The organism is Micromonospora cynarisoli (assembly GCF_030518815.1).
Taxonomy (GTDB): domain Bacteria; phylum Actinomycetota; class Actinomycetes; order Mycobacteriales; family Micromonosporaceae; genus Micromonospora; species Micromonospora wenchangensis.
Window position 1 is genome coordinate 209,547 of sequence record NZ_CP130426.1, and the last position, 19,702, is coordinate 229,248.

The 19,702-nt window shown below is 66.6% G+C and carries 20 protein-coding genes and 2 pseudogenes; 13 read left to right on the plus strand and 9 right to left on the minus strand.

The genetic code is table 11. The annotated features are described in order from the left end of the window. Positions 1-11 precede the first annotated feature (11 nt). Both Q2K16_RS00685 and Q2K16_RS00690 read left to right on the plus strand, forming a co-directional pair. Positions 12-305 (plus strand): transposase, encoded by a 294-nt coding sequence (locus tag Q2K16_RS00685; RefSeq protein WP_302739765.1) that lies wholly within the window; start codon positions 12-14, stop codon positions 303-305. Then, positions 302-1,138: an IS3 family transposase gene (locus tag Q2K16_RS00690; RefSeq protein WP_302739767.1), complete on the plus strand. Its 837-nt coding sequence runs from the start codon at positions 302-304 to the stop codon at positions 1,136-1,138. The genes Q2K16_RS00685 and Q2K16_RS00690 overlap by 4 nt, the downstream gene beginning before the upstream one ends. Here the strand turns inward: Q2K16_RS00690 and Q2K16_RS00695 are convergent. Further along, a complete protein-coding gene (locus Q2K16_RS00695) occupies positions 1,127-2,359 on the minus strand; it encodes an IS110 family RNA-guided transposase (protein ID WP_368052491.1) in 1,233 nt (410 codons plus the stop codon). The genes Q2K16_RS00690 and Q2K16_RS00695 overlap by 12 nt on opposite strands. A gap of 479 nt (positions 2,360-2,838) precedes the next feature. Between Q2K16_RS00695 and Q2K16_RS00700 the strand changes: the two genes are divergently transcribed. Continuing rightward, positions 2,839-3,213: a hypothetical protein gene (locus tag Q2K16_RS00700; protein WP_302742880.1), complete on the plus strand. Its 375-nt coding sequence runs from the start codon at positions 2,839-2,841 to the stop codon at positions 3,211-3,213. Here Q2K16_RS00700 and Q2K16_RS00705 read toward each other — a convergent pair. The 6 genes and pseudogenes from Q2K16_RS00705 to Q2K16_RS33160 all read right to left on the minus strand — a co-directional run bounded on the left by Q2K16_RS00705 (position 3,201) and on the right by Q2K16_RS33160 (position 8,060). Then, entirely contained in the window at positions 3,201-3,671 is a 471-nt protein-coding gene (locus tag Q2K16_RS00705; RefSeq protein WP_302742882.1) for an NUDIX hydrolase, read from the minus strand. The two genes, Q2K16_RS00700 and Q2K16_RS00705, sit on opposite strands and share 13 nt — an antisense overlap. 303 nt (positions 3,672-3,974) lie before the next feature. Continuing rightward, positions 3,975-4,319: an inositol monophosphatase family protein gene (locus tag Q2K16_RS00715; protein ID WP_368052555.1), complete on the minus strand. Its 345-nt coding sequence runs from the start codon at positions 4,317-4,319 to the stop codon at positions 3,975-3,977. Between the two features lie 12 nt (positions 4,320-4,331). After that, entirely contained in the window at positions 4,332-5,066 is a 735-nt protein-coding gene (locus tag Q2K16_RS00720) for a hypothetical protein (protein WP_302746705.1), read from the minus strand. 474 nt (positions 5,067-5,540) lie between these two features. After that, positions 5,541-5,792, minus strand: a pseudogene (locus Q2K16_RS00725) (helix-turn-helix domain-containing protein); the annotation flags it as partial. A 391-nt stretch (positions 5,793-6,183) separates the two neighbouring features. Then, the gene (locus Q2K16_RS00730) at positions 6,184-6,717 is read right to left on the minus strand and encodes a GNAT family N-acetyltransferase (RefSeq protein WP_302742884.1); all 534 of its coding nucleotides are present in this window, start codon (positions 6,715-6,717) and stop codon (positions 6,184-6,186) included. Positions 6,718-6,809: 92 nt separating this feature from the next. Further along, complete coding sequence (locus tag Q2K16_RS33160) at positions 6,810-8,060, minus strand: NsdA family TPR-like regulatory protein (RefSeq protein ID WP_489671840.1); 1,251 nt, start codon at positions 8,058-8,060, stop codon at positions 6,810-6,812. A 192-nt stretch (positions 8,061-8,252) separates the two neighbouring features. Between Q2K16_RS33160 and Q2K16_RS00740 the strand changes: the two genes are divergently transcribed. From Q2K16_RS00740 to Q2K16_RS00775, 8 genes and pseudogenes are all read left to right on the plus strand, one after another. Beyond that, the gene (locus Q2K16_RS00740) at positions 8,253-9,467 is read left to right on the plus strand and encodes an FAD-binding oxidoreductase (RefSeq protein ID WP_302742887.1); all 1,215 of its coding nucleotides are present in this window, start codon (positions 8,253-8,255) and stop codon (positions 9,465-9,467) included. A gap of 26 nt (positions 9,468-9,493) precedes the next feature. Further along, positions 9,494-10,153, plus strand: a complete 660-nt coding sequence (locus Q2K16_RS00745; RefSeq protein ID WP_302742888.1) for an N-acetyltransferase — start codon at positions 9,494-9,496, stop codon at positions 10,151-10,153. A gap of 102 nt (positions 10,154-10,255) precedes the next feature. After that, positions 10,256-10,651 carry a hypothetical protein gene (locus tag Q2K16_RS00750; RefSeq protein ID WP_302742889.1) on the plus strand — a complete coding sequence of 132 codons (396 nt, stop codon included), beginning with the start codon at positions 10,256-10,258 and terminating at the stop codon, positions 10,649-10,651. Positions 10,652-10,653: 2 nt separating this feature from the next. Beyond that, positions 10,654-12,104 (plus strand): annotated as a pseudogene (locus tag Q2K16_RS00755) (APC family permease). 200 nt (positions 12,105-12,304) lie between these two features. Beyond that, positions 12,305-13,138 carry a hypothetical protein gene (locus Q2K16_RS00760; RefSeq protein WP_302742890.1) on the plus strand — a complete coding sequence of 278 codons (834 nt, stop codon included), beginning with the start codon at positions 12,305-12,307 and terminating at the stop codon, positions 13,136-13,138. Then, positions 13,135-14,343 (plus strand): histidine decarboxylase, encoded by a 1,209-nt coding sequence (locus tag Q2K16_RS00765; RefSeq protein ID WP_302742892.1) that lies wholly within the window; start codon positions 13,135-13,137, stop codon positions 14,341-14,343. The genes Q2K16_RS00760 and Q2K16_RS00765 overlap by 4 nt, the downstream gene beginning before the upstream one ends. 113 nt (positions 14,344-14,456) lie before the next feature. Then, complete coding sequence (locus Q2K16_RS00770) at positions 14,457-15,449, plus strand: tetratricopeptide repeat protein (protein ID WP_302742893.1); 993 nt, start codon at positions 14,457-14,459, stop codon at positions 15,447-15,449. A gap of 762 nt (positions 15,450-16,211) precedes the next feature. Next, the gene (locus tag Q2K16_RS00775) at positions 16,212-16,547 is read left to right on the plus strand and encodes a hypothetical protein (RefSeq protein WP_302742895.1); all 336 of its coding nucleotides are present in this window, start codon (positions 16,212-16,214) and stop codon (positions 16,545-16,547) included. 30 nt (positions 16,548-16,577) lie between these two features. On the opposite strand, the gene Q2K16_RS00780 is transcribed toward Q2K16_RS00775, so the two are convergent. Then, positions 16,578-16,964: a hypothetical protein gene (locus Q2K16_RS00780; RefSeq protein ID WP_302742897.1), complete on the minus strand. Its 387-nt coding sequence runs from the start codon at positions 16,962-16,964 to the stop codon at positions 16,578-16,580. 100 nt (positions 16,965-17,064) lie between these two features. Next, positions 17,065-17,754 (minus strand): hypothetical protein, encoded by a 690-nt coding sequence (locus Q2K16_RS00785; protein WP_302742898.1) that lies wholly within the window; start codon positions 17,752-17,754, stop codon positions 17,065-17,067. A gap of 335 nt (positions 17,755-18,089) precedes the next feature. On the opposite strand from Q2K16_RS00785, the gene Q2K16_RS00790 reads away from it, so the two are divergent. Both Q2K16_RS00790 and Q2K16_RS00795 read left to right on the plus strand, forming a co-directional pair. Next, complete coding sequence (locus Q2K16_RS00790) at positions 18,090-18,485, plus strand: hypothetical protein (RefSeq protein WP_302742900.1); 396 nt, start codon at positions 18,090-18,092, stop codon at positions 18,483-18,485. A gap of 54 nt (positions 18,486-18,539) precedes the next feature. Next, positions 18,540-19,685, plus strand: coding sequence for a histidine decarboxylase (locus tag Q2K16_RS00795; RefSeq protein WP_302742902.1), 1,146 nt, complete (start codon positions 18,540-18,542; stop codon positions 19,683-19,685). Positions 19,686-19,702 lie beyond the last annotated feature (17 nt).

Sequence of the window (19,702 nt, forward strand, 5' to 3'; positions counted from 1 at the left end):
AGGAAACCGCTGTGGTTCGACAGAGCAAGTACCCCGAGGAGTTCCGACGCCAGGCCGCGGCCTTGGTGCTCGACTCCGGTCGCACGATCCGGGACGTGGGCCGGGAGTTGGGCGTCAACCACGAGACGCTGCGGAACTGGGTCGACCGGATGCGGCAGGAACGCGACGGCGGTCGGCCCAGCGACCTGGCCGCTGACGAGCGGGCCGAACTGATCCGGTTGCGGCGGCAGGTCGCGCAGCTGGAGTTGGAGAAGGAAATCTTGAAAAAAGCCGCGGTCTTCTTCGCACGCGAGACGGAGCGGTGAACCGGACCGACGTGTACCGGTTCATCGACGCGGAGAAGACCACCTACCCGGTCCGTCTGCTCTGCCGGCTCCTTGGCGTCGGCCACAGCGCCTTCTACGACTGGCTGCGCGCCGGCCGGCAACGCGCCGCTGAGCGGGAACGCCACGACCTGGCACGTGTCGAGGTCACCCGGCAGGCGTGGTCAGAACACCGCGGCGTCTATGGCGCCCGCCGGCTCACCGCCGAGCTGAACGAGCGCGGGCACCGGTGGAACCGCAAGGCGGTGGCCAGGCTGATGCGCCTGGCCGGGATCGAAGGCGCCCACCGTCGGAGGCGCGGCAAGCCCCGCCGGAAAGCGGCGTCGACCGCGACCGCACCGGACCTTGTCCAGCGGCAGTTCACCGCCACCGCCCCGAACCGGTTGTGGGTCGCCGACATCTCCTACCTGCGCACCTGGGAAGGCTTCCTCTACCTCGCCGTCGTGGTCGACGCCTACTCCCGCCGCGTCGTCGGCTGGGCTATGGCCGACCACTTACGCACCGAGTTGATCCTCGACGCCGTCGGCATGGCCATCCAACACCGCCGACCTGCCCGTGACCAGGTCATCCACCACTCAGACCGCGGGACCCAGTACACGTCGTTCGAGTTCGGCCGGACCCTGCGTTCCTGCGGCGTCCTGGCCTCGATGGGCTCGGTCGCCGACTGCTACGACAACGCCATGGCCGAGACGTTCTTCGCCACCCTCAAAACCGAACTGGTCTACACCCGCGCCTGGCCCAGCCGTCACGAACTGGAGATGGAGGTCTTCTCCTACATCGAGACATCTCACCAACGGTGGCTGTCAAGCAGTTGAGGTTGCGGGTTCGGCGAAAGCCTTGCCGGAGTCGTAGAGGGTGTTGTGTCGTAGGCAGTGGTGCAGCTTGCCGAGCATGAGGTGGAACAGCCGACGCAGGGCGGCGACGTGCCTGTCGCCGGCGGCACGGCGGGATCGGTAGCGGGTGTTCCACTGGGAGTCATGCCGGACCGCGGCCAGCGCCCACACGTATCCGGTAGCGGCGATTCGGTCATTCTTGGCGCGGCGAGCGTGCACGAAACTGCTCTTGCCCGAGGAACGGGTCACCGGCGCGGCACCGGCGAAAGCACGTAACGCGCGGGCGTCGGCGAAGCGGCCGCGGTCGTCGCCGATCTCGGCCAACAGCCGAGCGCCGAGCTGCACGCCGAGACCGGGGATGCTGGTGACGATCTTCGCGTCGGGGTGGGCGGTGAACACCTCGTCGATGCGCTGCTCCAGCTGCTGCAACGTCTGGCAGACCGCGTCGAGTTGCCGCACCAGTCCTTGAAGATGCAGGCCCATGGCCTGCTCGACGGCTGCTGGTTGACGCATCTGCTCGCCGCGGAGGATGCCGTGCAGCTTGTCCGCCTCGGCGGCGATGCCGCGTTGGCGGCCAGCGCAGCGCAGCAACGCCGCGAGCTCGGTGGAAGCCAGCGCCGCCGCGGCCGCGGGCGTCGGCGCTGCGGCGAGGATCACCCGGGCGGCCGGCGAGTCGAGCCGGTGCCGTCCGCCGCGCTCGAACGCCGCCAGGGCGGCGGGGAAGAACATCCGCAGCAGCGTCCGGATCCGGTTGGTGAGCGTGACCTGGTCCCAGGCGGCGTCCTGCTGCGCCCGGGTCAGAACCCGCAGCGACTGCAGCAACTCACTGTCGGCGGGCAGTGGCCGATGCGCGGTCGCATCGGTGCGCAGGATGTTCGCCAGCACCATCGCGTCGAACGCGTCCGACTTGCCGCGCGAGGCCCGATACCGGTCCCGATACCGCGACACCGCCAAAGGATTGATCGCGAACACCTGTCGACCCGCGGCCCGGAGACCAGCCACCAGCAGTCCCTGACTCGTCTCGATCGCTACAGGCAGTTTCCCGCCGGTCGGATCATGCTCGGCCAGCAGCGCAAGGACCTGACTGAGGCCGGCAGCATCGTCGTTGATCCTGACCGATGCCACCACGACGCCCGTCTCGCCGACGACAGCTACATCATGGTGATCCTGGGCCCAGTCGATGCCACACGCCACCGCTACCACCGTTGCTCCTCCCTGTCATGGACCACAGCGAGGCGCGACGCCCTAATGGACAGTGCTTGCCGCACGACATCTCACGAGCCGTTCGCCTCGCCACCGGCGGCGCCCGAACTCGCGCAAGGCTCCAGGCCTGCGACTGACCAAGGCTCAGCCCGCCGGCGAACCACGAAACGATCATCCCCGTCGATCGCCGTGACCGCCACGCGCCCCTCTCGATACCCAGGGTCAACGCCCCGCCACTTCTACAGGCGTCAGCAGCGGCCACGATCCTCAACGAGGCGCCGCTCTCGATTCCCCGACTCGACGGCCATCGGCTGGTACGGGCGTCCTCGGTTGCCATTAAGGCTTCTACAACCCTCGCCGCCGACACAGCCGTCTGGGTAACGTCAGCCCCGACACCTACGAGAAGATCCACCGAGAGTCCCTGACACACATCGAGGTGTCCGGCCAATAGGGGTCACTTCAGCTACAGCCCTGATCTGGTGGACACCGGTCTGCACTCCCTCGATGGTGGGCGTTGGTTGCGGTGCGAGCGATTCGACGAGCGGGTTGCCGCTCTGGTGGCTCATCATTCCTGCGCGTGGCTGGAAGCGGAGGAACGCGGGCTCGGTGAGGTACTGGCCGCCGAGTTCCCTCGGGAGGAAACCGCAGTGACCGATGCGCTCTGTTTCTCGGACATGACGACCGGGCCGGATGGCCAGGATTTCGAGGTGTTGGAGCGGCTGGTGGAGATCCGGTCACGGTATGGGCCGGGGCATGTGGTGACCCGGTTCATCGGTCGGGCGGAACCGGAGATGGTTGCCGCTGTGCGGCGGACTCAGGAGCGGCTTGCTGGTGGTTGTCGTCAGCCGATGTAGGGTTCGGGGCGTTCGTCGTAGCCGTGGGTGATGCGGAGCAGGGTCGACGGGTGGATGTCGAGCGCGGCCAGCTGGTCGCGGGCTACCCAGCGGACTTCGTGTGACTCGTCGCTCGGGGTCAGGGTGCCGCTGACCGGTGTGGCGCGGAAGCAGAGTGAGAACTGTTGGCGGATCTCGCCGTCTGAGTATTCGATGACGTGTCCGGGGTCGGAGTAGACGCCGACCATGCCGGTCACCTCGACGCTGATGCCAGTTTCTTCGCGGGTTTCCCGGACTGCCGTCTGGGCGACCGTTTCGCCGATCTCCTGGCCGCCGCCGGGTAGGGACCACAGGCCGTTGTCGGTGCGCTGGATGAGCAGCACTCGGGCCTGTTCGTCGAGGACGAAGACGGAGACGGCGACGACGATGCTGTTGGCCTTCGGCGCGTTCGGGTCGTGGTAATGCTCGGTTCTCGCCATGTCTGTGATGTTGTCATGGGACGGTTCACCTGGTCGGGAGGCGGTTCGCGGGGCGAGCGCACGTGATGCGGCTGGTATTACTGGGGCATGCAGGAAGAGATTGCTCGCTCCGCGATCGACAAGTTCATCTCGGCGTTCAACGCTTCGGATGACAGTGAGGTGACTGCTCTGCTTTCCCGGGCTCTGACGTCGAACGTGGTCTTTTGGGGACCGTTGGGTCGTAGTGAGGGAACCGTGACGGTCGAGCGGTTCGTGTGGCGAGCAGACTACGCAGATCGTGGTCGTTGGAACCGGCGGGTGCATTCATTGAGGAAGGTTGATATGACGTAACACCTCTTGTGCCAGTTCAGGGTTGCCTGCCGCGATGAATTTCTGCCGTCGATCCATCGCCTTTGCGATGTCTGTGAGAGATTGCAGGTGGTAGTCGAGGGAAATCGGGTTGCCGTCCAGGTCGATGACAATCCCGCCTGCGGCGTGCAGAATATAGTGGCCTGGTGCCAGATCCCAAATGGCAAAACCCTTGGCGAACTCCAGTACCCCCTCGGTGAGCCCTGCGGCCACATGGCACAGGCTAACTGAGCCGAAGTCGACTCCGATCCTTCCGCGACTCTTGCCGTGATCGTCGGCCTGATCCAGTGCAGCAATCAGCCGAGGGAATGATCACGCGAGGCTCGCGAAGTGATGTGCTGCAAGATGCAGACAGGCGGCACCGCTCGGTGCGATCGTCTCCCGGTCAAGTAGACGGCGGATGGAATCGGGAGTAAAAGGGAACTCCTCGCTATCCATCTCGCCCTCGTCGTTTTGGTCAATCATCTCACTGAAGATCGAATCGAAAACGTCGGCATCGAATATGGCGACAGTCAGGATGTCGCCGACATAGTTCAACGCGTCTACGCCGACACCTAAACAGTAAATGCGGGCGCGACCTGCTCTTCGTGCCTCATCCAGGGATCGGAAGGGCTCCTCTCGGGAGTAGTCGATTGGCGGGCCGCCTCCGTCGTGCTCAGGGTGGCCGAGTAGTTCCTCGCTATACTCGCGCATCACGTTGCGCCATAGATCGAAATCTGGGGAATTGGGTGCGGGTAACACTGAGGCGGGCTGAAAAACCCCCGTTGGAATTACGCTGAGCATTCCTCCGGCGATGGCAACCTTGGTCGGGTTTCTTCTCATCAGGAAGAACGTTGATCCTCCCTTGCTGGCTCGAACGGTAAGCGTGCTAACAGAGATCATCAACGGATATGAGGTCAGATCGAACGGGTCGCTAATCAACCTTCGGAATGGAAGGTTTTCCCACGTGACGGCCTCAGTGTCCATCTGGCTGCCCTCGGGGTAGGCTGCCGCAGCGGCTTCATGGGCTAATGCTTCACCGACATCAATCATATCGAAGTAGCACATTTCTCCGAGGGTAAGTTTAAGGTCTAGCCGGACTGAATTACCGTCATGGGTGGGGGCTACGTCCAGCAGTCGGTAGCAGAGGCGATTATCGAAGAGCCTTGGTCGTGCCAGGTCTCTCATGGCTCGGTGATATCGCGAATACTGGCGTCCGGCTGACAGTAACGGCCGGACACGTCTTGTCTCTCGCTCGCCGCCGTTGATGTTGGGCCGCGGAGTTGTCTCCTGCCACTGAAGTCGCGTTTCCGATAAGTCAATCGGACGATCTAGCCGCCATGCGGGAGGCATCAGAATCCCGGTTTTGCCGAGTCGTAGAGAGTCTGGGTAGAGCTTGTAGACGGTGTTGGTGAGCGACCGCCGATTCGCTCCCAGGAGTCGCCGGGTGGCGAGCCACGTCTGGTGGCTCTGGGCGATTGGTTCCGAAATCGAATTTTCTGTTTCGGAATCGCGGGGAGCTAGGCCCAGCAATGAGCGAGGAATGTCAAGGCCGTCCGCGATGCGTTCCAGTAGTTCGAGGCTCGTAACCCTTCTTGCTCCACGCTCGATCTCGCTTACGTGGGGTTGAGGGAGGCCGACCATCATGCCGATATCCGTTTGACTGGCGCCAGTCCATTTTCGGAAAAGGCGGATCGCCAGCCCTATGTCACGATTTGTTAGTGTTTGTATGATTTCTGAACGTTGCCAGAAGTCGGGGGGTGGTGCTGGTGCTGGCCTGTGCCTGAAGGTCATGTCGGCTCCCTATCGGGGTTTCCATACAAGCTATGTATATCACTGTCGGCTGTCCAAGCGGCGCTGCAATGCGGTTGCCTTGTCTGGATCAACCACCCATCCGTATCGCCTCATCGCCAATACGAGCGGCCTTGGTGGAACTTCTGCCCCGCTGTGGCCAAATGCATCAACCCATCTCGGCAGCGAGAGGACCACAAAATGCTGGTCAAGCATGGTTCCATGTCATGCCCACCAGCAGTTGGGGTCATGAAAGGTTTACCAGGAGAGGTAATAGTGTCAGGTTTTGATGAATTGATAGGTAGCTCAAGGCGGGCATGGTTCTCGACGGCGGACATCGGGGATCGAAATCGGGTTGAGACGGCCCTGTGCAAGCGGGCGGTCCGATGTCGCATCACACTGCGCCGGGTATCGGTAGGGGCCTGATCAGCAGGTCCATGGGGGGACCCCAGGGCAACGTGGACGTGGCGACCTGCCGCCATCCTGTCCGCTGGTAGATCCTTCGGGCGTTCGACGTGGGGTTGGCGGCGAGCGTCGCGTACCGCTCCGTCCGCTGTGAGAGCAGTCGGTGCATCAGCTCGGTGCCGATGCCGGACTTTCGCCGGTCCGGGTGCACCATCCACTCCAGCACCGCGAACTTGTCCACGTCGCGGATCTCCGGTGGTGGGTCCTGGTCAGAGCGGGACCACCAGGTGCCGGCCGGCATGGTCCATCCGTACGCGGCTCCGACCAGCAGGCCGTCATCCTCCGCAGCGATCATGCTGAACCCGGGTCGGGTGGCCTCATCCGGGAGGCTCTCGCGGAACCTCGCCACCTCTTGAGGCCCCTCCTGATAGGGCGGCTCGGCGTAGACGGTGGCGTACAGGTCGACGAGGGCTGTGAAGAAGCGGACTGCCGAGGTGGCGGTGGAGATCGCGTAGAGGACCATGATTGGATTATGTCTGGGGTCGGCCGGGTGAGGTTGACGATGTATCGGGCGCGGGTGGAATAGAAATTCTGTCAGGCAGGCGGGGAGTGATTTCAGCGTACGGTGGCGAGTGCGTGGACCTCATCGAGGTAAGCGACAGCCTCGGCCTCGTGCGGATACCGTTCGCGTAGAAGTGTGGCTAGTTCCCTGGAGCACATCAGCAAAGAGGGGAGGGATTTCCGTTCTCCGCTGAGGGCGTCGCGCCCATAAGCGACGGCGCGTTCTAGATCTCCTGCCCGGGCTGCGACCACGCCGAGCGTTACCCGGGCTTCGGCGTTGCGCATAGGCTTTTGCTCTGTGCCGTCGGGATTCGTTGACGAGCGAATGACTTCTTGGGCATACATTTCCGCCAAGCGGTCCTCACCCACTATCCGATAGCAATCCATGGCATAGAAGTCGAACTTCGCTGGGTCAACCACGAAGTGGTGATCGGTGTCGTCGGGGTATGGCAGTGACTCCAACATGCCCCGTCCTCGATCTAGGGCTCTTTCAACCTGTCGCCTGTCCCCGAGGCGGGCCCATGCCTTTGCTTGTTGGGCGGCAAGCTGAACAGCCGCTCCGCCGTTGGGTGCGATAGCTTCGCCGGCCTCTGTCGCCGCGATAACTCCACGGTAGTCACCTTGAGTGAGCGCATACCAAGCACGCATCTCGTACGCCCAGCCGGTGATAGCCGCGTTGCCTGCTTCTTGGCCGAGTGTCAAAGCTGACTTGCGAGTTCCCTCCGCGATTCGGCGGTCCCCCATATCGTATTCCACGCACCCTACAAGAAGCGCAACCCACCCCGCCAGGCTGAGAACCTCCTGATGTTGAGCAAGCGTTAGTCGATGGTCCAAGAGTGCGGTGATGCGACGAAGCCAAGCCTGGCCCTCGATCCGAAGCTGCTCGGGGGGTAGGTGTGGATATTCGCAGCAAAGGCGATCTGCCGTTATGCGGAGAGCATCTAATGTTGCGGCGGAAACGTCGGAAGCGCGGAGGCGGGCGAGGATTTCGACTGTCTCCATTCCTGTGCCTGTGACAAGTTCCGTATCTGCGCTGCGGGAGCCGATCGTAGGTGGGAAGAATGCCCCAGTCACAGTGCCGAATGTTTTCGCGATCAGCGTCTTGTAGAAGCCGTCGGGCTCGGAACTTCCCGCCTCCCACCGCTTCCAGTTGCGGAGCAGAGTGCTGTCCGTGGGCAGTGACGTGCTTGCGTGGGCTCGCAGTGCTCGCACTGCCTGCCCCTGTGACCAACCCCTGGCAGTGCGTTCTGTCCTCAGCCTCGTCGCCCACGCGGGTCGATCAACATCGGCAGCTATGTCAGCCATACCGCCAGTATGGCCCCCGTCTGGGGACGCGGCGAGGGGACGAGGGCCTGTCACCAACGTGTCACCTGGTGTACGGACGGTGGCGGGTTGATGGTGGTGGGCAGTGCATCTCCCGTGCAGCCCACGTTCGGCGGTCTGAGTTTCTTCCTCCAGTCCTCAGGGCCCCGAAGAACCATGACCGAAGGAGGCCAAATGTCAGCAGCAGTCGATCCCACAGGGGAGCGGACAGGTGTTCTGGCACCCGTTGGTGCTGATCATGAGCGGGTGGCGGCGTACTTCTGGTCGTTCATGGTGGATCGGAGTGTGCGGTTTCTACCGGAGGGGTTTGCGCCGGTGTTCTTCTCGACGTTGGTGGAGTTGATCGAGCGTCGGGGTGATCCTGCTGCTTATCGGGCGGGGTTGGTGGTGTTGGGTCGGTTGTATCGGCGGTTTGGGTTGTATCCGTATCACGGGACGGTGATTGCGGCGGCGGTGGTGGCTACGGTGCGGCGGTTCGTGGGGGAGTCGTGGGTGCCGGAGTCGGCCCGGGTGTGGGAGCAGGGCTGTTTCGAGGTGTTGCGTTTGGCTGAGCAGTCGGCCGGCATGCTGGGTGATGGTCCGCAGGTGACGTTTGGTGTGGTGGAGTCGGTGGTGCGGGCGGGTGGGGACGTCGCGGTGGTGACGGTGCGTCCGGTGCGGCGGTTGCGCTACCTACCGGGTGACGCTGTGCCGGTGTGTTCGCCTCGGTTGCCGGGTCGGTGGCGGTGGTTGTCGCCGGCGAACGCGCCGCGTCCGGACGGGACGGTGGAGTTCCACGTCAGTGCCGTTCCCGGTGGTGTCGTCTCGCCGGTGCTGGTGAGGCAGGTGGTGGCGGGGGAGTTGCTGTGGTTGGGGCCGCCGTGTGAGGTGGGCTTGTCGTTGGCGGCGGCTGGTGGTGCCGATCTGTTGCTGGTTGCTGGGGGTACGGGGCTTGCGCCGTTGCGGGCGTTGGTGGAGCAGGTTGCGGTGTCGCCGGATCGGCGGGTGACGTTGGTGGTGGGTGTTCGTTCGTTGGGGGATTTGTATGACGCGGTGGCGTTGGATGGGTTGCGGCGGGAGCATGGTGAGTGGTTGACGGTGGTGGTGGTGCTCTCGGGCGACGGTGGTGCTGATCCGGTTGCTCGGGGGAGTTTGCTGGGGTCGGTGTTGCACCACTATGAGGCGGGGCAGGCGGTGTTGGTGTGTGGTCCGCCGGAGTTCGTTCGGGAGGCGCGGACGTGGTTGCCGATCGGTGGGGTGAAGCCTGACGACCTGCATGTGGCGGTGACGTTCCAGCGGGGCTTCGACGTGGACTTGTGGGCGTCGCGGCAACGCTCCGTCGACACCACTGCGGTCGTCGAGGCGGCCGGTGGTGAGGGCGGGGACCGCCGGGTGGGGGACGTGCCGTGACGCGGGTCCTGGTGTGTCGTGCGTCGGTGGTGGATCGTGACGTGTTGTCGCCGCTGGTGGCGGAGTCGTTGTCGGCGGGGCCGGTCGGTGGCTGGTTGGTGCCCGACGTCACCGAACGACCTGAGGTGTTGGGCCGGTATGCGCGGCTGTTGGTGTCGTGGGGGTTGGAGCACGGCGAGGTCGACACGACGGGGGACCGTTCGGTGGTGGCGGTGTGGCATCGGCGGTTGGAGGTGCCGGTGTCGTCGGCGGCGTGGATGTATGACCTGCACCGGGCCCTCGGTCGGCACGCGTCGCGGTTCGCGTTGTGGCAGGCCTATCTCGATGCGGTGGTCCCGCAGGTCCCGCACGAGCACCTGGCGCACCTTGCCGTCCGTCCTGGTCGCGACGAGGCAGCGCGGGCGTTGCTGGCCGCCCATCACCGGGTGTTGGACGGCGAAGGTCTTCCGGCGTACGCGGAGGTTGCCGGTGGCCGTCCCCGGGAGAGCCTGTTGGCTGGGTTGGGGTATGAGCCGAGGTCACCGGTCCTGCTGGAGCCGGACGGTCCCGCGCTGTGGCGGATGTGGCGGCCCGGCCCTGACAGTGGCCGGTCGTGTGGCGGGCTTCCGCCTCGGGGTCGGCTGCGCCGTGGGGTGACTCCGTTGTGTGGCCGGCTCCTCCCGACACCGCCACTCGGCTCTCCCTGAGCGCGCCCGTCCGGGCGTCATCCCGTTCCACCAGCTGGCGCTGCCCGCGTGGGCTCGCCGGTAGTCCCTGTGCACCCGTCAATCGAAGGAGAGGTTCGTTTCATGGTGGTTGTTGTCGACCCTCCGTTGGTCATGGTCCCGCCGCGTCGGCGTGCGGCGGGTTGGTGGTTGCCGCCCTGGCTGACCCCTACCCGCATCCGCCCCACCTACGCCCCCGCCAGCGCGGACGACGCGGGCACCGAACCCGAGGTGCACCTGTGGGGGTATGCGCTCCGTCGGGAGTGGCCGGATGGCACGCATGATCTGTTCGGGTTCACGCCGCGTGCGGATGTGGCGTTGCGACGTCTCGACCGCGACCGCAGCTACTGGCGGACCGGCCCGGTACGACCCACGGCGGTGTATCTGGTGCCGGTGCACGCCGTCGACGTCGCCACCCATCCGGTGCGGGACTGCCGCAGGTCGTCGTGCCCGGACGCCCCGAGGCGGGGGCGGCGGTGAGTATGCACGAGCAGGTGGCTCTCGCTCGGCGGACGTTGACCCCGACCGGCCTGTCGATCTTCGGTGCGGCGGCGTCGGCGCCGATGGTGGTTCTTGCTGGTGGTTTGGTCACCACCTATGCCACGACCCGGATGACCGCCCTGCCCCTCACCTTCGTCCTGGTGACCGGTGTGGTGGCGTTGTTGATGGTCGGCTACACCGCGTTGGCCCGGCAGGTCGGTCATCCGGCGGCCTACTACGGCATCCTCGCCCACGGCATCGGCCGTGGTGGGGGTGTCGCCGCCGGTCTGGTCGCGCTGGTCGCGTACACGGCGATCCAGACCAGCTTGTACGGGCTGTTCGGGGCGATCCTCGCCGGCCAGCTCGGCGGGACGTGGTGGGTGTGGGCCGGTATCGCGTGGGCCGTTGTCGGCGCGCTTGGGGTGCGGGCGATCGCCTTGTCGACCTGGGTCCTCGGTGGGGTTCTCGCGGTTTCGCTGCTGATCGTGGGCCTGTTCGTCGTGGCGGGTCTCGGTTCTCCAGCTGACGGTGCCGTGTCGTGGGAGGGTTTGACGTCTCCGGTTTGGCGGTGGGGGGGATCGGTGGGGCGGTGGCGTTGTGCGTGGCGGCGTTCATGGGTGTCGACGCCCCTGGTTCGTTCGTGGAGGAAGCCGTCGACCGCCGGTCGATCAGCCGCGCCACCATCACCGCCGTTCTGGCCTTGGGCGGTGTGTATGCCGCTGCGGCGTGGGCGATGGGTGTCGCCGTCGGCCCGCACACCGTCGCCGTCCGCGCCGCCGACCCGTCGTCCGGCCTGCCGTTCACGGTCCTCGAACCTGCCGGCCAGGGGTGGGTGGGTGTTGCCGGGGTGGTGTTGGTGTTCGCGATCGTCACGTCGATGTTGGCGTTTCACAACGTGATCGCCCGGTACGTGTTCGCCATGGCCCGCGAAGGTGTCCTCCCGACCGGTCTCGCCCGCACCGACAGCGCGACCCGGGTCAGCGCCCCGCGTGGTGGTTCCCTTGCTCAGACGTCGGTGGCGGCCCTCGTCGTCACGGCGTTCGCGGTCGCCGGGGTCGACCCGGTGGCGGTGATGTTCACCTGGCTGTCGACCCTCGGCGCGTTGGGCCTGCTCTGCCTGCTGCTCGCCGCCTCGGTCGCCGCGCTGGCCGCTCCACCCGCCGTGCGGGGTGAACGGGCCGGGGTGTGGCAGTGGAAGGTCGCGCCGGTGCTGGGGGTGCTCGGCGGGTCGGTGGTCCTGGTCGCGATGGTCGGCAATGTCGGCTCGCTGCTCGGGGCGGTGCCGGGGTCGCCGTATCCGCTGCTGCTCCCGGCACTCCTCGCCGCGACCGCTGCCGCGGGCGGCATGTGGGCGAGGTATCTGCGCCGCACCCGACCCGACGTGTATGCCGGCATCGGCCACGGCACCCCGAAGACGCATGCCGTTCCCGACGCCCTGCACATCTCCATCTGACCGGCGAGGACAACCCGATCATGACGACCTACACCGCCCACACGCCAGCAGCACCGGGCTACCGCAGTAGTGACCCGCTGGATCCGGCCTGGCGGCCCGAACCCCGGCCGACGCCACCACCGCCCGGCCCCCGCCGGCCAGCAGACCACCAGCCCCCACCGGCACCCCGTCTGATCCAACCGGCCCCGCCGGACTACCGGATGCCCGACGAGCGACCGTACCGCCGGGACGTCCCCGTCCACGTGGCCCCGCCCGAGCACATCCCGTCACCCTCCGCACAGCCGGGGGAGCCCGACGACAGGGTGTCGGTCGAGGCTCGCTGGTGGGCCGATCTGCGGCAGCAGGTCGTCTACCGGGCGAAACGCCTGAACACCGGCCACATGATCGAAGCCGATCAACGCTACGGACACCGCGACGCCCTCAGCCCACACGGGGTGATGCTGTTCTTCGTCTCCGACGCCCCCACCCAACCCCACGGCTACCAGTTGCACACCGCCTACCGGCTGTGGCTGGCCTCCCCCGAATCCCAACACCTACCCCGCCTCCTCGCCGACCTGACCGAGGTCGTGGGGGACAGCATCACCCGGGCCGGGGCGGCGGGCCGCCGGTGGCATCCCCTCGGCCCGCAGGGGTCGATGGTCAACGGCGGCGACACGACCCTGCCCGCCGGGGCCGTCTACGTCGGGGTGGGGGTGACGACCCTCGACTCCGACCAGGGGCGTTGGCAGCAAGTCGCCCGGACCCTGCGCTCCTCGGGCGATGACCGCCGCCGTTCGGTGTTCGACCTCAAAGGCCAATGCTTCGTCCTGCTCACCGACGGCACCGCCCTGCACGTCGACCGCGACCCCCACGCCCCGATCGGCGCGGACGGTGTCCGCTGCACCAAACCCCTCGACCCCGACCGGGTCACCTACTACAACCCCCACGAACACCTCACCGAGCAGGGCGACACCACCACCCGCGACACCTGGGCGCAGCTCACCCGGCTACACCGCGCCCTCGCCGGGCACCTCCTCGCGGGACGTCCGGCATGACCCACACCATCGGCGCACTGGACCTCGCCGACGCCGCCGACCTCAGCCGCACCCCCGTCGACGTCACCGCGGTCCTGGACCACCTGGCCGCCGAGGCCGACACCACCGCACCGACCTGCATCGGCTTCCCCGGCGCGGTCGACCTGGACCACCGGGAGGTGATGGCCCGCCTCGGCCACCGCCTGTGGAACAACATCGGCGACCCCACCGACACCACCGGCACCCCCCACACCCGCATCCTCGAACAAGCCGTCATCACCTGGCTCGCCGACACCCTCACCATGCCGGTCGACGACCGGTGGGGCTACGTCACCACCGGCGGCACCGAAGGCAACCTCTCCGCCCTCCACACCGCCCACCGCCGCCTCCCGACGGCACGGATCTACTACTCGACGGCCGCGCACTACTCCATCCCGAAGATCGTCGAGATGCTCGGAGCACGCGGCGTGCTGGTCGACGCCGGCCGCGACGGGGAGATGGACTACGACCACCTCGCCACCCAGGTACACCGCCACCGCCGGTGGCCGGCCATCGTCGTCGCCACCGCCGGCACCACCATGACCGAAGCCGTCGACGACACCACCCACATCCACACCATCCTCGACCACCACCAGGTGCCCGGCCGGCACGTACACGTCGACGCCGCCCTGTCCGGCATCCCCCTCGCCCTCGACGGACGACTCCGCCTCGACGACGACAGCCGCATCGGCAGCATCACCGTGTCCGGACACAAATTCCTCGGGGTACCCACACCGTGCGGAGTGGTCCTCATCCGCAACAGCCTCCGCCGCGACAGCACCCAGGTCACCTACACCGCCACCCTCGACTCCACCGTCACCGGATCACGCTGCGGACTCGCCGCCGCCCTGCTCTGGCACGCCATCGCCACCCACGGCCGCGAAGGACACCGATGGCGGGTCAGCCAAGCACGCCACCTCGCCGCCTACACCGTCGACCAACTCACCACCGCCGGCTGGCCCGCCTGGCGACACCCCCACGCCTTCACCGTCGTCCTCCCCACCCCACCCGCCCCCGTACGGGCCAAATGGCTCCTCGCCACCGACACCGACGTCAGCCACCTCATCTGCATGCCCGGCATCACCCACAGGCAGATCGACGCCTTCGTCACCGACCTCACCGACGCGGTACCGACGAGACCGATCCCACGCCCCCGACCCGCACCCACCGGCACCGCCACACCCTGACCACCGTCCGCAGCTCCCGGGAATCCACAAGCCCGACCCACCCGGCACCCCCGAGCGGACCGCCGACACCACCGTGCCCCTGCCCACGCATCTCGCCGAGGACCGACCCCCTGATGGCCCTGCCCCGCACCTACACCTGGATCACCGCAGCCCACAGCCACACCACCACCGCAGCCCCAGCCACCGACACCGGCGACGACCCGGTCGTGCTGCCCGACGGCCTGCTGCACTGCCGGTTCTGCCAACAACCCATGACGCCGGGCTTCACCACCGCCGGACTCGTCTACGACTGTCCGCCACGATGCCGCCGCCCCCCACTGAACGCCGGCGCTGTCACCCACGCCGTCGGACAGGTCGTGCTGCGGTACGCCGCGCACCTCGTACCCGCCCTCACCCACCCCAAGCAGGCGGGCATCGCCGCCACCCACGCCCACCGACTCGTCACCCGCATCACCGCCGGCGCACACCCCGCCGACCTGCGCATCACCTGGCCCGCCGCCGGAGGACAGCCCCGACACGCCCTCGCCGAGGAGCTTCGCCTCGCCCGCCAGGTCGCCACCACCGACACGGCACGCACCTACCGCATCGTGCAGAGCATCCTCGTCGGCGTCGATCCCGCGACCACCGCCACCACCGCGATCCACGCCGAAGCCGCCCACCTGTTCGCCACCCTCCTCACCGGCGCAGCAGCCGTCCGCTGGGCCGACCACGCCCACCGCAGCCTCACCCACCTCCACGGACCCACCCACCCCTACACCCTGACCGCCGCGCACACCCTCGCCACCGCCCACCGCCAGGCCGGCCACCACCAGCGGGCGTACCGCCTCTACCGGCAACTCGCCGAGCACCTGGCGGTCACCGTCGGAGCCGAGCACCTGGCGGTCACCGTCGGAGCCGACGCGCACCAGACTCTCGCCGTGCGGGCCACCAGCGCCCTCGTCCTGCACGACCTGGGCCACCACGAGGCTGCCCGGACGCTGCTCGCCGACGTCGTCAGCCGCCACGGCCGCGCCCACCCCGGGCATCCCGCCACCGCCCGGATGACCGACCACCTCAACCAGCTCCGGCGCGACGCAGCCGACCCTGCAACCGAGGTGCCGGCATGACGGACCCGGCGACCACGGGGGAGCACCGGCAACCAGCTGTCGGACCACCTACCCATCATGGTCGAACGGAACCCGAAGGCATTGACCGAAGCAGGGCCTAGCGATACCAATTATCACACCATGTTAACCGAAAGCGTCACATTGTGAACAGCGCTGCAATGCGGAGATGGTCCTGTTGGCAGGTTCATCTGTCGCCTTTCCGACGCATGTTCGATGGGGTTGATGTTGAGGTCGGCAAAGTGGTCGTGGGAGGCGGTATCTCGGGCCGGGTGGCCTGGGTGGAGGTGCGTGGGAAACGTGTAGTGTCGGCTTCCTGACCTGTGGGAATCGCACAGACTGTGCGTTGCGTCTGGGGGGTGGTTGAGGAGCATGAGTGCGTCCTCGCTAGCATGATCATCTGAATGGGATTGGCAGCAACACGCGGCGGTAACTGTGTTCCGCGTAACGCGAATCCTGGGATCGTCGGCTTCGTTGAGGTATGGAGGTTAATGCTTTTCTGGAACAGGAGTTCGCTGTGTCCTCTCTCCATCCCTTCTCATCCCCACACCCGCCCGTCGTGCAGGACGCCCTCATGAGGCTGCACTTGGGAGGCTTTACTTTCGAGGGGACGTCGAAGTACTGGTACGTCATCTGTCCATGTAAGAAGCACAGTCGACAAGCTCACTACCGGCCTTCCTGCCCTGAGCGCTATGCGCAGGAGCTGCTTGCCTGGGCGGGGAGGCTCAAGTGCTGGCAGCGCGATGAGAGGATTGAGGCGCAACAATGCGGGTCCGCATCACCTGGCATGTCGTCACCCGAGGTCGAGGCGAAGACAAGGTGCCCGCAGAAGTGTTGCGTCAGAAAGCCGCACGCCTCATGGAGGTGCTCATCACCCAAGAGGAGGACGGGCAACTCCAGAACGTCGCCGTCGAAACTGATGCGGATGAGTCGTCAATCACCGCAGAAGCGATCCTCTCGGCGGGGGACGATGACGTCGCCGCCAGTCACCTGAGGTCGGTCGGATCGATGGCCCTCGACCATCCACCACACGGCAGCGGCCCCGCCCAGCCGGGGCTTGACCTCAAGGAAATAGCCTGCGAGGTGGAAGCAAGCGAATGAGGCGCCCCCGCCGGCGGGGACCAGGGGGCTTCAGTGTGGGCCGGTGGCGAGCGCATCGGGGTGGGGCGGTGTCACGAGCCCGATCTGAGTGAATGGCTCGACAGTCAAGCGGTAGTCCTCGACGGTCAACTGCTCGGGCTTCCAGATCGCCGAGGCGGCTTTGAACGTCGCCCCGATCGCGCCGCTGATCGCACCGACGCGGTACGCCCAGAACTGTGGGCCGCGGGCCCTCAGCTCGGCGCGGACGCGTCCATCGAGTTTGCTGAACGCCGCTGCCGACAGCTTCGGTGTCGGCAGCTGGCCGTGCTCGCGGAACAACCGCATCCGGACCTCGTTGACTTGGTCGATGTCGTGCGGGCTCAGGCGCGTCGCCGCGGCTATGAACTGGTCGACCTCGACCGGGAACACGATTGCCATGCCACACCCTTCCCTGCCACCCGGTGACCTGGCAGATCATAAAGCAGCGCCTGACCTCTTCCCCGGGCGTCGTGGTTCGATCGTCCTTCATCCAGAGCTGTCAGAAGGTGTACACACCGCTGAGTTCGAGGTCGTTCCAATCGCGGGCGGCGGCACGTATCTGGCGCTTCTGGTACAGGAAGGTCCAGGGGCGCACGTCGGCATCGGCCGCTCGCGAGTGGCCGAGGGGATCGTCGGAGTCCTGTCGGACCCCGACGGCGGTGACCTGGACACCCTCACCGCCGCGAAGGTCGGTGGCGAGCTTGTAGTCAGCCTTACGTAGGCGCCGCACCGGACCGCCCGGTCCGGCGGCGAAGTCAGCCGCGACCCGGGCGTCGATGGCGGCCTGGTCGATAACGAAGGTCCCGGTGCCGGTGGGGTCATGGACGAAGTTGTAGTGCCCCACACGTAGCCGGTCGGCCTCGTGCCGGTAGGCGACCGTGCAACCGTCAAGCATCGGGGTCAGAACGAACCGGGAGTCCTTGCTGCGGAAGCTGTCGGAGAATCCCCGCCCGCCGGAGTAGGGCACCCAGAACGCCTCGAAGGAGGCCACGGTGGTGGCTGGGGTAACAACCACCTTCCAGGCAGGGATGGGGCTGCCTCCAGTTCCACGGCAGTCGACCTCGGGCGCTCGCTGCAGGGTGAAATGTTCGATCCGGAGCTCCGGACCGAGATCCAACTTGCAGATCAGGGCGTTGTTCTGGAGGAAGTGCCCCGGGTTGGTGATGAACTGCTCGACTGCCTCGAACATGCTTGCCTTCCCTTGTTGGGAGTTCCGACGATCGGCTCCGGGTGGAATCCCAGCACTCGTCCGAAGTGGACGCCAGCTTCAGTCGGTATGCGGACTCGGGTGGCGCGCGCTGGCCGACGGCCGTGGGGTCCCCGGGTTCCCGCGTTGGTTGGATCCACCAACCGGCGAAGAACGGCGGACGAGCACAGTGGGCACCGGCCACGACCCGGGGCATAGATTCACATCGCTCTCTGGGCACCCCACACAGGAGCTGCTACGCAGAACGACCGGGTCGGCTTGGATCTCGCCAAGCAAAAAAGCGTCGATCACCGTCACTCATCTGGGGGAGGCTGCCTGTGTCCACACCGATACGTCGAGCGACTTCGGCCGACAGCGAAGAACTGGTAGGAATCCTGGTCGACGGTTTCGCCGGGGACCCGATCCTGATGTGGATATACGAGACCGACGAGCAGTACAGGCGGTTGGCGCCGGAACTCTTCCGATGGGTGGTCGAACGGACCCTGAACGTGGGTGAGGCATACGTGGCGGAAGACGGTGCAGGCACCCTCCTGGGGCAGGCGTCGTCGACGCTGGAAGTCTCCGACGAGGAAGACGAACAGATCGAACTTCAGTTGCGCACGGTCGGATCCGACGCCGCCGAACACCTGCTGGCCTTCATGAAGGCCACGCACGACAACCACCCCATAGGCGACACGGCCGCGGTCTACGCGATGTGGCGCAAGCCGAGCTAGCTGGGCACGACGAACGCTCCGAACCAAACCAGCGACTGCGGGAGCAAGGGCTAGATGGAAGTAGATCAGTCTCGCCTGGCCCTCGATGACGCATCCGAGGACATCGGCGATGCGGACATCGAGATGTTGACGGAGATGGCGAGAATCCGACGCGGCACCCGGGACGGCCACCTTCGCTTCCCACTCAATCTCGAATTCGACTTCACTCGCCTGGCCAGCTTGCTCGGCGTCTCGTGGACCACCGTCGTTTCGCCAGAACAGGCCGGCCGCGTCGAACTCGGGAGCAAGGCATTCGAACGGGAGGTGCTCGCCTTCTTCGCGCGCCTCTACGACGCGAAACCGGCCGAGGTCACCGGTTATGCAGCCAGCGGGGGGGGGGGGGGAACCGAGGCCAACATGTGGGGTTGCGCGCAGGGCCGCGCTCGCTTCCCCGACGCGCCGCTGTACTTCAGCGAGCACGCCCACTTCGGCATACCCCGAATCGCCGACGCCCTCCGCATGCAGCCGATTCGCATCCCGACCCTACGCGACGGACGTATGGACCCCGAGGCACTGCACCAGGCCTGCGCCCGGAACCCGGGCCGCGGGGCAGTCGTCGCCGCCACCATCGGCACCACGATGTTCGGTGCCATCGACGAGATCCCGGTGATCAGAGCCGCCACCCACCCGGCCGGCGGCACCCACATCCACGCCGATGCCGCCCTGGGCGGGCTCATCGTTCCCTTCGCCCCCAACCACATCCCCTGGGCCTTCCACGCCGGCACGGACAGCATCGCCGTCAGCATCCACAAGATGATCGGCCTGCCCATGCCCAGCGCGGTCGCCCTGACCTGGCGGCACCAGGTGGACGCCGTCTCCTCGGTCGAGTACGTCGGTGTGGACGACACCCTGCTCAGCTGCTCCCGGGGCGGTCTGGCTGTGCTGCTGACGTGGTACGCGCTCCGACGCCTGGGCCGCCAGGGTCTGGCCGCGCGGGCGCGTCACTGCCTACAGCTGAGCGAGTACGCCCTCGACCGGCTCAGCGACCGAGGAGTCCGCCCGTGGCGCAACCCCGCCTCCACGACGGTCGTCTTCGACCGTCCCCGTGAGGCGGTCACCCGCCGATGGAACCTCGCGGTGGAAGGACGCTACGCCCATCTCGTGGTGATGCCACACGTCACCGCCGCATCGATCGACCTGCTCTGCCGCGACCTGAACTGACCTGGTCTTCAACCTGT

Coding starts and splice junctions, on each gene's coding strand:
- Q2K16_RS00705 (WP_302742882.1), bottom strand. CDS start 3,671: ATGGCGAGAACCGAGCATTACCACGACCCGAACGCGCCGAAGGCCAAC.
- Q2K16_RS00720 (WP_302746705.1), bottom strand. CDS start 5,066: ATGTGCTACTTCGATATGATTGATGTCGGTGAAGCATTAGCCCATGAA.
- Q2K16_RS00730 (WP_302742884.1), bottom strand. CDS start 6,717: ATGGTCCTCTACGCGATCTCCACCGCCACCTCGGCAGTCCGCTTCTTC.
- Q2K16_RS33160 (WP_489671840.1), bottom strand. CDS start 8,060: ATGGCTGACATAGCTGCCGATGTTGATCGACCCGCGTGGGCGACGAGG.
- Q2K16_RS00740 (WP_302742887.1), top strand. CDS start 8,253: ATGTCAGCAGCAGTCGATCCCACAGGGGAGCGGACAGGTGTTCTGGCA.
- Q2K16_RS00750 (WP_302742889.1), top strand. CDS start 10,256: ATGGTGGTTGTTGTCGACCCTCCGTTGGTCATGGTCCCGCCGCGTCGG.
- Q2K16_RS00760 (WP_302742890.1), top strand. CDS start 12,305: ATGCCCGACGAGCGACCGTACCGCCGGGACGTCCCCGTCCACGTGGCC.
- Q2K16_RS00765 (WP_302742892.1), top strand. CDS start 13,135: ATGACCCACACCATCGGCGCACTGGACCTCGCCGACGCCGCCGACCTC.
- Q2K16_RS00770 (WP_302742893.1), top strand. CDS start 14,457: ATGGCCCTGCCCCGCACCTACACCTGGATCACCGCAGCCCACAGCCAC.
- Q2K16_RS00775 (WP_302742895.1), top strand. CDS start 16,212: ATGCGGGTCCGCATCACCTGGCATGTCGTCACCCGAGGTCGAGGCGAA.
- Q2K16_RS00780 (WP_302742897.1), bottom strand. CDS start 16,964: ATGGCAATCGTGTTCCCGGTCGAGGTCGACCAGTTCATAGCCGCGGCG.
- Q2K16_RS00785 (WP_302742898.1), bottom strand. CDS start 17,754: ATGTTCGAGGCAGTCGAGCAGTTCATCACCAACCCGGGGCACTTCCTC.
- Q2K16_RS00795 (WP_302742902.1), top strand. CDS start 18,540: ATGGAAGTAGATCAGTCTCGCCTGGCCCTCGATGACGCATCCGAGGAC.